Below are 12,018 nucleotides of genomic sequence, written 5' to 3' on the forward strand. Positions count from 1 at the left end.
CCCCCTTCCCTTCCCCTTCCCGCACGGTTCCCCGCGCCCCTTCGGGGCCCGCGAAGATCGCTTCCGGGGCTGTGTTTGACTGGTGAGGACACGCGAAACGCCCAAATGCATGGAGACCCCCGTGAGCAGCAGCACCTCGCACGCGACGCTCCGCTACACCACCATGCGGATCGGCATCTTCGTCGGCTGCCTGGTCGTCGTCGGGCTGCTGACGCACTTCGGCCTCGTTCCCGCCGGGGTCGGCAAGTCGAACCCGATCTGGGTGGTGCTCCTCGCGCTGGTCATCTCGGCGCCGTTGAGCTATGTGCTGCTGCGCCGGCAGCGGGAGGCGATGGCGGAGCAGATCGCGCAGGGCGTCGGCAAGGCCAAGGAGCGGCTGGCGGCCAATCAGGGCCAGGAGGACGAGGCCCAGGGCGCGTAACCCTCGTCACACGGTCGTCAACGCCCCGCCGGGAATGCGCTTTCCCCGGCGGGGCGTTGAGCTTTTCCGTAACTGTCCCCCAAAGCGGAGCTTTGGGTAAGCCAAAGACGGAGTGTTAGCGTGACGGCCATGACGAACGCAGCCACCACTTCCGACGCGCTCCAGTGCCGACGCGGCCTGGCGCTCGTGGCGCGGCTGCATGTCGATCTCTGCCGCTGCATGTCGGCGACCTGTCGCTGACAGCGCGGCCGGACTACCCTCCGGCGCGACCGCATCGCCCGCGACGCACTCCTGCGACGCACCGCTGAGCGATCTCCTGCTCGCGACGCCCTTCCCCACCAGTCCGTTCACCGACGCCCCCGGAGTCTGTCCGTGTCCTCGTCGTCCTCGTCTTCCCCGTCTTCCTCGTCGGCCCTCGCTGCCGATACCGCCCCGCCCGAGAAGCGGTCCCGCATACCCAAGGTGCCGTTCTGGGCGCAGATCCTGCTCGGTCTCGTACTCGGTGTGGCCCTCGGCTGGGCCGCCCGCAACTGGGACGTGGCCTGGCTCGGCACCACCCTCACCAAGATCGGTGAGATCTTCGTCCAGCTGCTGAAGCTGGCCGTCGCGCCGCTGGTGTTCTTCGCGATCACCATCTCGATCACCAACCTGCGCAACGTGCACAACGCGGCGCGGCTCGCCACCCGCACCCTGCTGTGGTTCATGGCGACCTCGCTGATCGCGGTGGCGATCGGGCTGGTCATCGGGTTGCTCACCAACCCGGGCGCCGGCACCGGGCTGTCCGCCAAGGACGCCGCCAAGCCGGACACCCAGGGTTCCTGGCTGGACTTCCTCACCGGGATCATCCCGACCGACATCATCACGCCGTTCACTGAACTCCAGGTGCTCCAGATCGTCTTCATGGCGGTCGTCGTCGGTATCGCCGCGCTCAAGCTGGGCGAGAAGGCCGAGCCCATCCTGAAGCTGGGCGAGTCCGTGCTGACGCTGCTGCAGAAGGCGCTGTGGTGGATCATCCGGCTGGCCCCGATCGGCACCATCGGCCTGATCGGCACCGCCATCAAGGACTACGGCTGGAACCTGATCGGCAGCTACGCGACGTTCACCGCCGACATCTACGTCGGCTGCGCGCTGATCCTCTTCGGCGTCTACCCGCTGCTGCTCGCCACGGTCGCCAAGGTCAACCCGCTGCAGTTCTTCCGGGGCGCCTGGCCCGCCATCCAGCTGGCGTTCGTCTCCCGCTCCTCGGTCGGCACCATGCCGCTGACCCAGAAGGTCACCGAACGGCTCGGCGTGCCCAAGGAGTACGCGTCCTTCGCGGTGCCGTTCGGCTCGACGACGAAGATGGACGGCTGCGCCTCCATCTACCCGGCGATCGCGGCGATCTTCGTGGGTGAGTTCTTCCACGTCGACATGGGCATCAAGGAGTACCTGCTGATCGTCTTCGTCTCGGTCATCGGCTCGGCCGCCACCGCGGGTCTGACCGGCGCGACCGTGATGCTGACGCTCACCCTCTCCACCCTGGGTCTGCCGCTGGAGGGCGTCGGGCTGCTGCTGGCGATCGACCCGATCCTGGACATGATGCGCACGGCCACCAACGTGGCTGGGCAATCAGTAATTCCGTTGCTGGTCTCGGCCCGCGAGGGCATCCTGGATCGTCGCGCGTACGACAACGCGACCAGCATCGATCTGGCCGCCTTCGACGGCGAGCCGCAGAGTGCGGGTGCTGCCGCGTAGCCGCTGCGGCAAGCTTCGGCGAACTTCAACGACTCCCCCGCTCCAATCCGGAGTGGGGGAGTCGTTGCGTTTCGGGTTACTCATACCCAGCTTGGATCGCGGCCGCTGTCGAGTGAGGCTCGAACCTCGCATGGAGGGCGGCGTACTTCGGCGGCCCTGGGGCGGGGACCCGTGACGCGAACTAGGGTCGCGGGCATGACTGATTTCCTTCAGGTGGCGACGGCGACGGAGACCCGGGAGCAGGCTACGACGCTTGCGGGGTCGGTGGTGACGGCCCAGCTTGCGGCCGGTGCGCAGATCGTGGGTCCGGTGGTCTCCGTCTTCTGGCATCTGGGCGAGTTCGGCACGGGGGAAGAGTGGCAACTGCTGTTCAAGACCCGTGCCGACCGGTATGCAGATCTTGAGGCGCACCTCTTGGAGCACCACCCGTGGGAGAACCCGGAGGTGTCGGCCGTGCCGATCGTCGCGGGTTCGGATGCCTACCTGCGGTGGGTGGAGCGGACCACTGACCCGAACCCTGCGGACTGACCACTCATGCCCTGGCCTTCTCCAGCACTTCGGCGACGGCCGGAAGCTCGTGGTGATCGCTGAGCTGCTGGAGGATCGGGGCGAGGCGCTGCCGTGGGCGGACGGACGCCACTCCGGCTGACAGCTCAAGTACCCGGCTGGTGATGGCCGTGGCCTGCTCGATCTCTCCGGCAGCGAGGTAGGAGTCGGCGAGCGACGACAGGTAGAGGCTCTTGTCCCGTGCGTGGGCGTCGTCGTATCGGGTGAGCACGTCTTCGAGGACGGGGACGGCGCGCAGGGGCCGGCGCAGTTCGGTCCAGCAGCGGCCGGTCATGATCTGGAGTTCGTTACGGTCGACCCATGAGGACCAGTCGGGCTGTGGGCTTCCGTCGCTTTTGCTGAGGGCATCTTCCGCGATGTTCAGAGCGCGTTCGGTCTCGCTGGCGTTCCCTGCGACGGCGTAGGCCCATCCCAGTCGTTCGTGCAGCAGTGCGCGTACCCCGGGCGGGGCGTCGGGGCCTGCGGTGCGGCATGCCTGGACGGCGGTCTTTATCCCGGCGGAGCGGTCCGTGTTGATCTTCTGGTAGGCGAGGAAGGCGAGGGCGTTCCCGGCCAGGGCGGCGTCTTTTGCCTCGGTCGCGGCCTGGTGGCTGTCCTCGTAGAGGCTGCGGGCGTCGGCGTGCTGCCCCGCGTCGAATGCAGCCCATCCCGCTTGCTGTGCCTGCTCGGAGAGGACGGATAGGAGCGCGCGGCCGGTCTCCTCCGTGTAGCTGCCCTCGCGGAGCATCGTCTTGGTTGCTTGGTACTCGCCGAGGTAGACACGGTAGGTGTCTCCACCGCCGAGGACATCGTCCAGGCGCCGCAGTCGTGCTGTGCGGTGGCGCAATTGGTCCGGCACGTCTCGGCCGATGTGTCGGCCTGCCTTGATCCGGGTCAGCTCGGGCAGGCCGAGTACCAGCCCTGCCCCGGCTGAGGTTTTGAAGAATTCCCTGCGCAGCACTGTTTCGCTTCCCTCTCGGGTGGTGGGCGTGGCGTGTGCTGAGGCGGTAGGGGCGTGACCGGCTGCGGTTGCCGCTTCCCAGTCACGAGGGGCGAGGCCGAGTAGGTGTCCGGGGATGCGTAAGGCGTCGGCGATTGCCGCGATCTTGTCGAACGACGTGATGCGGCCCTGGCCACGGGCGAGGGTACCGACGCGTTCGGGCTTGATGTCACACTCGGCGGCAATCTTCGAGTAGCTGATCTTGGCCAAGTGCCGAGCAAGAGAGAAGACTGCGCCGAAGTCGTGGGCAACGATCGCGGCGCGCATCTCCGGGTGGTTGAGAAGTTCTCGCGGTAGTGCGGTCGGTGGTTGGTAACCAGTCATCGTGTGCCCCGTTGCGCCTGCTGGTGACAGTGTGTCGCGAAGCCTGACCGTCAGCCTACCCAGCATGGGGATAGCCACGGGCGGGAAGCCATCCCCGTTTTTTCGCAGCACAGTTGGCGACGCAAGAAACCCCCGCGACCGATGCGAACGGTCCGGGGGCGTGGTCAACGCTGTGTAGGAGCGTCAACGTGGCAAACCTTATCCCTCAATTCGTGCGATGGCTGTTGCAGCTGCTGCTGCCTGCTCCTGGCCGCCACCGATCCGCTGAGATCCAGCCATGCGCGGATACGCCGATGGTTCGTCCGTCGCCTGCTTTGCTGGCACGTGCGTGGGTGTCGCGCGGTGTGGAGGTCCCGAAATTTGATCTCGTACGGCCGTACGTGGTCGCGCATGAGCGGGAGCGACAGCGCGAGGCCATCGGGGGCAGCCTCGAGGCGGTGGTGATGTGAGTCGACGGCTTCGTCTGCTGCCCTGGCTCAATGCGGCTGGGAACAAGTGCTACCTCGTGGATGACGACGGAAGTGGTTTCGTGTCGCGACTTGCCGATGAGATGGAGGAAGAACAACTCAAGGCCGGGGACGAAATCGTGGCCCACGCATGCGAGTTGTTGAGCGAGCCGAAAGTGAGCGTGCGTGAACTGCGGTTCCTGGTGAAGTGCCTGTGCCAGGCGCTGCGTGACGCGCTGCGGGTTGCGGAAAGCAGGGGTCGGCGGCTCCCCGCCCGTACCGACGACGAGCCGCAAGGCCGCCCGGGTGTCGGTCTGAAGCCTGGGACGGGGGCTTGCCAGTGAGCCCGGACCGCTCAGATATGTCACAGGGGTGGCAGGTCGAGCCTGTCCCAGGGCGCGGCCTGGGCCGTGAGCCGGATGGGGACCTTGCCATAACGCTTCAGGTCGTCCGCGACGGGCAGCACATCGCCCTTGCCCCCCTGGTGCTGTCGGTGACGGAGGCGGAACAACTGCACGCGGCTTTGTGCTACGCGCTGGCGAGTGAGCCCGCGCCCGCTGACGTGCCGGGATGCCGGTGGTCAGTTCGCTATCCCGGGGGCCGACAGCGGTACTGACGTCTGCCTTCCCCGGCGGACTGCCCGCACCACGACGCCTATACGGCGCCGGACCACCCCCGCGCCTGGTCGGCAATTGGGAGTGGTCCGGCTGGGGGTGATCACAAACCCCTGTGCCGATCTTCGGTTCTCTGGAAGCCGAAGCACTCAAAGCCCCCGCCCCGATCGCTCAGCAACAGGCAAGGCCAGCGGTGGGGGCGGGTCCCATGGCGCGGGGACGATCCCCGTGTTCGTCTCAGTGGTCGACAGGAAGGAACGCGAGAATGGGTAAGAAGAACGAGGACGACTGGGACCCGCAGGCCAACCAGGATCAGGTCACCGATCCTGACACCCGGGTCTCTCAGAACGGTGATGTCCACAGCAGTATGGCCGACGACGAGGACCGTGAAGGGAAGTAACGCCCGTGATCCACGGCGAGAACCTGGCGAGAGACCTGCGGCGTGACCATGGATTCATTCACGTCGGACGCACCAGGGACGGCAACGCTGTGGTTATGCGCAAGGGCGACAGGTGGACTGTGGTCCCTCTTCGCTGGCTCACCGGAGAGGCCGTGGACACCATCAAGGCTCAGGCCGGGATCAGCCTGGTCTGAGTCATCCCGCTGCCCCGTCCGTGCACTGCCTCCGTGGCGGCGCGGGCGGGGCTTCCGCATGCTCTGACCAGCCGCTGAGCTCCAGAACTCCCATTCACGGGCATCGGGCCCGGCCATGCTTGTCCCCGTTGGCCGATGCCGCGTTGAGGAACGTACGTACTCGGGGAGCGGTCACTTACGTCGCGGGCCAGGCGGTGATCCCCGTGCTCGTCTCGGCCAGGGAGAAGATCCTGGACCGCGAGGCGTCCGCTGCCGCGCGGCTTCTCCGTCGAGGAGGCCGACGACACCTTCGGCCGGCCCCGCACGGCTGCCACGAGGGAGCCGGTCGTGGGGGGCTGACCTGAACTTTTCCCTCGGATCCGCGTTCTCTCCCGCGCCCCCGGCCACATCGCCGGGGGCGCGTACTCTTGCGGGCAGCCGGAGTTGGTGGGGGGAACGGTGCGCTGCCGAGTCGGTGTTGCCGGGCCGGTGAGGGGGGGTCACGGGGTACACGGGGAAGGGAAGGAAGCGCGTGGGGCAGAAGCGTATGCCGCGCGAGGTGAGGGAGCGGCAGATGCTGGACGCCGCGGTCGTGGCGTTCGCGCGGCACGGGTATCAGGCCGCGTCCATGGACGACATAGCCGAGGCGGCAGGCGTCTCCAAGCCGCTGGTCTATCTGTATCTCAAGTCCAAGGAAGACCTGTTCATGGCCTGCGTGCGGCGGGAGGTCGGAGCGCTGGTCGCGGCCGTACGGGAGGGTACGCGGGAGCGGGAGCTGACCGCCGACCAGCAGTTGTGGCGGGGTCTGACGGCGTTCTTCGCGCACACCGCGGCCCGCCCGGACGGTGTCGCGGTGCTCTATCGCGCCCGTACGCAGGGCGAGCCCTTCGCCCGCGAAGTCGCGGCGATGCGGGTCGAGATCGTCACCATCGTGACGGCGCTGCTGGGGCAGGCGGCGCAGGACGCCGGGTGCGGTGAACTGGCCGAACGGGAGGTCTCCGGGCTGGCCCACGCGCTGGTCGGTGCCGCCGAGTCGCTTGCCGAGTGGGCCAACTCCCGCTCGTGCGCGTCCGCTGACTCCTCGTCCGCGAAGGACACGGCGGCGACGCTGATGAACTTCTGCTGGGCGGGCCTGGAGAACCTGATGACGGGCCGGCCCTGGATGGCTCCGGGGCACTGACGCCCCGTCCAGCCGGTGTGTGCATTCCATGAAGGTGGCCGCGCGGGTATTCCCCGGCATCTCGACGGGCCGTAAATTTACTTACGAGTAAGGTTACTGTCACGTCAGGTGTTCGCCGAGGACGGAGCTGCCGGTGCAACTGGTCGAGCCGCACAAGAAACGGGAGGGCGGCAGGGTCCGTGAGGCCTCCGTCCCGCCGCTGGCACCCGAGGTGACCGGCGGGTCCCTCGCCGACATACCGTTCACCAACGCGGCCGAGGCACCGGGCGAGCCCGCCCTCAGCCGCAGGGGCAGGGACGGCACCTGGTGGGACATGACGGCCCGCGACTTCGCCGCCGAGGTACAGGCGATGGCCAAGGGCCTGATCGCGCTGGGCCTGCAGCCCGGTGACCGGCTGGCCATCATGGCCCGTACGACCTACGAGTGGACCCTCACGGACTTCGCCGCCTGGGCGGCGGGCCTGATCACGGTGCCGGTCTACCCCACGTCCTCGGCGTCGCAGGCCCGCCACATCCTGCGGGACTCCCGGGCGCGGGCCTGCTTCGTGGAGGACGTGGAGCAGTCCAGGATGCTCAGCGCCGAGCGGGGCAACCTGCCGGCGCTGGAGCACCTGTGGCAGTTCACTGCGGGAGCCGTGGGGCACGTGGTGGACGCCGGCCGCGCGATACCGGATGCGCTGGTGGCCGAACGCCGCGCGCAGCTGGGCCCGCAGCACATCGCGACGCTCATCTACACCTCGGGCACCACGGGTCCGCCCAAGGGCTGCGTGCTCACGCACGGCAACTTCTTCGCGGAGGTCGACAACGCGATCGAGCTGCTGTATCCGGTCTTCAAGGTGCGGTACGACGATCCGCCGTCCACCCTGTTGTTCCTGCCGCTGTCGCATGTGTTCGGCAGGATGGTGGCCATCGGCTGTCTGCGGGCGCGGGTGCGGCTCGGGCACGCGCCGAGCATCAAGACGGAGGACCTGCTCCCCGATCTGGCGGCGTTCGCGCCCACGTTCCTGCTGGGCATCCCGTACGTCCTGGAGAAGATCTACAACACCGGCCGGGCGACGGCCGAGCAGATGGGCCGTGCCTCGTCCTTCGACCGGGGCGCGCGGATCGCCCAGCGCTACGGTGAGGCGATCGAGGCGCAGGAGCACGGCTTCGGCAGCGGCCCCGGCTTCGGACTGCGTGCGGCTCGCGGCCTGTACGACACCCTCATCTACCGGCGGATCCGTGCTGTGCTGGGCGGCCGCTGCCGGTATGTGATCTGCGGCGGCTCCCCGCTGGGGCACCGGCTCGCGGCCTTCTTCGAGGGCGCGGGCGTCACGGTCTACGAGGGCTACGGCCTCACCGAGACCACCGCGGCGACCACGGTCACCCCGCCGCTCAAGCCGCGGCTGGGCACGGTCGGCTGGCCGGTGCCGGGCACGGCGCTGCGGATCGCGGACGACGGCGAGGTGCTCATCAAGGGCGACCACGTCTTCTGCGGCTACTGGGACGCCCGTACGGAGAGCGCGATTCCGCACCGGGACGCGGAGGGCTGGATGCCCACGGGGGACCTGGGCGCCCTCGACTCGGAGGGGTATCTGAGCATCACCGGACGCAAGAAGGACGTCATCATCACCTCTGCGGGCAAGAATCTGGCGCCCGCGCCGCTGGAGGACTGGCTGCGCGCGCATCCGCTGGTCAGCCAGTGCCTGGTGATCGGGGACAACCGGCCGTTCGTCTCGGCGCTGGTGACGCTGGAGCCGGACGGGCTCGCGCACTGGCAGCGGATGCACAAGAAGGAGCATCTGAGCATGGCCGAGCTGCTGGTGGACGGGGACCTGCTGCACAACCTCCAGCAGGCCGTCGACGAGGCCAACTCGCTGGTGTCGCGGGCCGAGTCGATCCGCAAGTTCGTGGTGCTGCCGCGCGACTTCACGGAGGAGGCCGGGCATCTGACGCCGTCGCTGAAGCTGCGCCGGGGGGCCATCGTGCGGGATTTCGCCGCGGAGATCGACCAGCTCTACGCGCGCTGAGGTATATCCCGAGAGTAATTCCCTGGCCAAATGGCGGTACCGTGACATAAGCGTCAGGTACAGCACGGCCGGGGGGTGGGGTACCTCCTCCCTCGCCGGGAGGGACACGGGATGACAACACCCCCGCAGCCGCCGAACCAGCCCCCTGGACAGCCTCCGGGCGGCGGTGGCTTCGGCCCGCCGTCCGCGGGCGGTTTCGGCCAGCCGCAGAACGGTGGCTTCGGGCAGCCGCAGAATGGCGGTTTCGGGCAGCCGCAGAGCGGCGGTTTCGGCGGGCCCGGATTCCCCGGCCCGTACGGCAGCCCGCCGCCCCCGTCGCCGAACCGGAACAACAAGGTCGTCGGCATCGTCGTGGCCGCCGTCCTGGTGGTCGCGCTGGCGGTCGCGGGCACGCTGCTGGCCGTCTCCGGCGGGGACGACGGCAAGAACGACTCCGCCGACAAGAAGGCGCGTTCCGAGCAGTCCGACTCCCCCTCCGACGAGCCGTCCGACGAGCCCTCGGAGGACGACGAGCCGACGCCGAGCCCGAGCGAGTCGAAGACCGCCTACGAGCTGAAGTTCCCCAAGACCCTGGAGAACGGCCAGTACCGGCTCCGCAAGGACCTCAGCGACTCGGTCGACACCTCCAACCCGGGGGAGGAGGCCCACCTGGGCTCCTACGCCAACTCCTCCGACACCTCGCGGCTCCTCTACGGCGCGGCCTCCGGCGAGGACTACGGCAACCCGGAGTTCTCCAAGAACCAGATGATGAACGGCATGGAGTCGGGCTCGGCCATGGACGTGGCCGTCAAGCGCCGCGACATCACCCCTGCCGGCGACGACCCCCTGACCTGTGAGGTGCTGGTCAAGACGCAGGCCGGCCGGAAGCTGACGATCCCAGTCTGCGCCTGGAGCGACCCGGGCACCGCCGCCTACGTGGCCAAGGACAGCGCCGACACCTACTCCGTCCCGCCGAAGGACGTGGACCTGGAGGCATGGGCGGACCGCGTCAGCGACATCCGGGACGAGGTGCGGGTCCCGAAGGACTGATCGGCGCGCCTGACAGACCGGCGCGCCGGCAGGTTCCGCCGGTTGACTTGAACCTCAGTTGAAGTTGAAGACTGCTCTCCTGTCCGGGCGACGGACACCGGCACAAGGAGAGTGATCGCGATGCGTGGAATCCAGGTACGGCAGTTCGGGGGCCCCGACGTCCTCGAGGCCGTCGAACTGCCCGATCCCGTCCCCGGCCCCGCACAGGCCGTGATCGAGGTGGCGTACGCCGACGTCATCTTCCTGGAGACCCAGGTCCGGCGCGACGGTGCCTTCTTCGCGCCGGAGCTGCCGTACGTCCCCGGCGGCGCGGTCGGCGGCCGGATCGGCTCGCTCGGCGAGGGCGTGGACGCCGCCTGGCGGGGCCGGCAGATCGTCGCCAAGACCACCCCGGCCGCCCAGGGCGGGTACGCACAGCGCGCACTCGCCGAGATCGGGACCGTCAGCGTCGTCCCGCCCGGGCTCGGGGTACGCGAGGCGACAGCCCTGGTGCACGACGGTCCCACCGCGATGCGGCTCTTCGACAACGCCGTCGGCGAGGGCGCGCTGCGGCCCGGCGCCTGGGTGCTGGTCCTCGCCGCGGCGGGCGGACTGGGCGCGCTGCTGGTGCAGCTCGCGAAGGCCGCCGGAGCGCACGTGGTCGCGGCAGCCCGCGGGGAGCGGAAACTGGCGCTGGCCCGCGAGGAGCTGGGCGCCGACGCCGCCGTCGACTACACCCGGCCCGGCTGGACCGACCAGGTACGCCGTACGGTCGGCGAGCCGGGCGTCCACGTGGTGTTCGACGGCGTGGGCGGCACAACCGGGCACGCCGCGTTCGAACTGACCGCGCGCGGAGCCCGGTTCTCCGCGCACGGCGCGCCCTCCGGCGGCTTCGCACAGCTCGACGCCGAGGCAGCCGCACAGCGCCAGGTGACCGTGGCCGGCATCGAACAGGTCCAGCTCACAGCGGCCGAGGCCAAGCCCCTGCTGGGCCGGGCCCTGTTCGAGGCGGCGGCCGGACGGCTGCGCCCGGTGATCGGCCGGACCTTCGCGCTGGAGGAAGCCGCGAAGGCCCACGCCGCGATCGAGGCCCGCGAAGTGCTGGGCAAAACGCTGCTGTCAGTGGACAGTTGACGCGGCAGCGCGGCCGAGGGGCCGATGGGCCGGGGGTGCCGTCAGGCCGAGGGGGCCGTCAGAAGGGGCGGTCACCCACGATGGCCACCCGCTCGGCCACCCGCCGGTGCGGCGCGTAGTCGAACAGCGCATAGTGCTGGGTGGCCCGGTTGTCCCAGAACGCGATGTCACCGGGCTGCCAGGCGAACCGCACCTGGTACTCGGGCACATGGGCCTGCCGGACCAGCTCGGCCAGCAGCCGGTCGCTCTCCGCGCGCTCCATCCCCACGATGTGGGTGGTGAACGAGGTGTTCACGAACAGCATCTTGCGGCCCGTCTCCGGGTGCGTGCGCACCACCGGGTGCTCCACCGGCGGGAACTGTTCCTGCAGTTCGGCCAGCCGCTCGGCCGAGGTGAACCGCGCGAAGCCGGGGATGAAGTCGTGCACCGCGCTCGCCCCGTCGATCCGCTCCCGCACCTGCGAGGGCAGGTTGTCGTACGCGGCCGCCATGTCCGCCCACATGGTGTGCCCGCCCAGCGGCGGCACCTCCCGCAGCTGCAGCACGGCGCCCAGGGCGGGCCGCTCGCGGAAGGTGACGTCGGTGTGCCACACGTTCTCGTACGTGGGCCGGGTGGAGGCGTCCTTCTCGAAGCGGACGATCTCGTCGCTGGAGCCGCGTGCCAGCAGCGGGTTGGTCTCCAGCTCGCCCCAGTTGCGGGCGAACGCCGCCTGCTGCTCGGGGGTGAGGTTCGCGCCCCGGAAGAAGAGCACCTTCCACTCCAGCAGCGCGCGGTTGAGCTCCTCGCGCAGTGCGGGGCTCAGCGGACGGGACAGATCGGCGCCCCGGATCTCCGCGCCGATGACGCGGGTCTGCGGCGCGACCTCGATCAGTTCGTAGGGCCGCTCCTCCCAGTTCTCGGGGAACGGACGCAGAATGCGTACCCCTTCGTACAGGCCGCCCTCGGGAACGCTGGCGTCACGGAGCGGGGCAGGCGTGGTGGGGAGGGGCGTGGGGGTGGCAGGGGTGTCGGGAGCGGGGATGCTCATGCG

At 69.3% G+C, this 12,018-nt stretch carries 12 protein-coding genes; 9 read left to right on the top strand and 3 right to left on the bottom strand.

Going from position 1 to position 12,018, the window contains the following annotated elements:
* Positions 1-121 precede the first annotated feature (121 nt).
* The 3 genes from ITI46_RS29840 (at position 122) to cutA (ending at position 2,683) form a co-directional block, all read left to right on the top strand.
* On the top strand, positions 122-421 hold the full coding sequence (locus ITI46_RS29840) for a DUF4229 domain-containing protein (protein WP_209243043.1): 300 nt from the start codon (positions 122-124) through the stop codon (positions 419-421).
* A gap of 372 nt (positions 422-793) precedes the next feature.
* On the top strand, positions 794-2,155 hold the full coding sequence (locus ITI46_RS29845; protein ID WP_209243044.1) for a dicarboxylate/amino acid:cation symporter: 1,362 nt from the start codon (positions 794-796) through the stop codon (positions 2,153-2,155).
* Between the two features lie 195 nt (positions 2,156-2,350).
* Complete coding sequence (gene cutA, locus ITI46_RS29850) at positions 2,351-2,683, top strand: divalent-cation tolerance protein CutA (RefSeq protein WP_209243045.1); 333 nt, start codon at positions 2,351-2,353, stop codon at positions 2,681-2,683.
* A gap of 4 nt (positions 2,684-2,687) precedes the next feature.
* On the opposite strand, the gene ITI46_RS29855 is transcribed toward cutA, so the two are convergent.
* Positions 2,688-3,968, bottom strand: a complete 1,281-nt coding sequence (locus ITI46_RS29855) for an NsdA family TPR-like regulatory protein (RefSeq protein ID WP_247746799.1) — start codon at positions 3,966-3,968, stop codon at positions 2,688-2,690.
* Between the two features lie 562 nt (positions 3,969-4,530).
* Here ITI46_RS29855 and ITI46_RS29860 point away from each other — a divergent pair.
* Positions 4,531-4,815: a hypothetical protein gene (locus ITI46_RS29860; RefSeq protein ID WP_307808377.1), complete on the top strand. Its 285-nt coding sequence runs from the start codon at positions 4,531-4,533 to the stop codon at positions 4,813-4,815.
* 20 nt (positions 4,816-4,835) lie between these two features.
* Here ITI46_RS29860 and ITI46_RS29865 read toward each other — a convergent pair whose 3' ends face one another.
* Complete coding sequence (locus ITI46_RS29865; RefSeq protein WP_209243048.1) at positions 4,836-4,988, bottom strand: hypothetical protein; 153 nt, start codon at positions 4,986-4,988, stop codon at positions 4,836-4,838.
* A 362-nt stretch (positions 4,989-5,350) separates the two neighbouring features.
* Here ITI46_RS29865 and ITI46_RS35620 point away from each other — a divergent pair, with 362 nt between their 5' ends.
* The 5 genes from ITI46_RS35620 (at position 5,351) to ITI46_RS29890 (ending at position 10,988) form a co-directional block, all read left to right on the top strand.
* A complete protein-coding gene (locus ITI46_RS35620; RefSeq protein WP_280634860.1) occupies positions 5,351-5,485 on the top strand; it encodes a hypothetical protein in 135 nt (44 codons plus the stop codon).
* A gap of 705 nt (positions 5,486-6,190) precedes the next feature.
* Positions 6,191-6,838, top strand: a complete 648-nt coding sequence (locus ITI46_RS29875) for a TetR/AcrR family transcriptional regulator (protein WP_307808378.1) — start codon at positions 6,191-6,193, stop codon at positions 6,836-6,838.
* Positions 6,839-6,965: 127 nt separating this feature from the next.
* The gene (locus ITI46_RS29880; protein ID WP_209243053.1) at positions 6,966-8,846 is read left to right on the top strand and encodes an AMP-dependent synthetase/ligase; all 1,881 of its coding nucleotides are present in this window, start codon (positions 6,966-6,968) and stop codon (positions 8,844-8,846) included.
* A 111-nt stretch (positions 8,847-8,957) separates the two neighbouring features.
* On the top strand, positions 8,958-9,875 hold the full coding sequence (locus ITI46_RS29885) for a hypothetical protein (protein WP_209243050.1): 918 nt from the start codon (positions 8,958-8,960) through the stop codon (positions 9,873-9,875).
* Positions 9,876-9,995: 120 nt separating this feature from the next.
* A complete protein-coding gene (locus tag ITI46_RS29890; protein ID WP_209243051.1) occupies positions 9,996-10,988 on the top strand; it encodes a zinc-binding dehydrogenase in 993 nt (330 codons plus the stop codon).
* Between the two features lie 58 nt (positions 10,989-11,046).
* Here ITI46_RS29890 and ITI46_RS29895 read toward each other — a convergent pair whose 3' ends face one another.
* Positions 11,047-12,015 (bottom strand): TauD/TfdA dioxygenase family protein, encoded by a 969-nt coding sequence (locus tag ITI46_RS29895; RefSeq protein WP_372452099.1) that lies wholly within the window; start codon positions 12,013-12,015, stop codon positions 11,047-11,049.
* Positions 12,016-12,018 lie beyond the last annotated feature (3 nt).

It is taken from the genome of Streptomyces oryzae (assembly GCF_017676365.1).
GTDB lineage: Bacteria > Actinomycetota > Actinomycetes > Streptomycetales > Streptomycetaceae > Streptomyces > Streptomyces oryzae.

Bases quoted from the DNA above. Each gene is read 5' to 3' on its own strand.
- ITI46_RS35620 (WP_280634860.1), top strand. From the start codon at position 5,351: ATGGGTAAGAAGAACGAGGACGACTGGGACCCGCAGGCCAACCAGGAT.
- ITI46_RS29885 (WP_209243050.1), top strand. From the start codon at position 8,958: ATGACAACACCCCCGCAGCCGCCGAACCAGCCCCCTGGACAGCCTCCG.
- ITI46_RS29890 (WP_209243051.1), top strand. From the start codon at position 9,996: ATGCGTGGAATCCAGGTACGGCAGTTCGGGGGCCCCGACGTCCTCGAG.
- ITI46_RS29895 (WP_372452099.1), bottom strand. From the start codon at position 12,015: ATGAGCATCCCCGCTCCCGACACCCCTGCCACCCCCACGCCCCTCCCC.
- cutA (WP_209243045.1), top strand. From the start codon at position 2,351: ATGACTGATTTCCTTCAGGTGGCGACGGCGACGGAGACCCGGGAGCAG.
- ITI46_RS29855 (WP_247746799.1), bottom strand. From the start codon at position 3,968: ATGCGCGCCGCGATCGTTGCCCACGACTTCGGCGCAGTCTTCTCTCTT.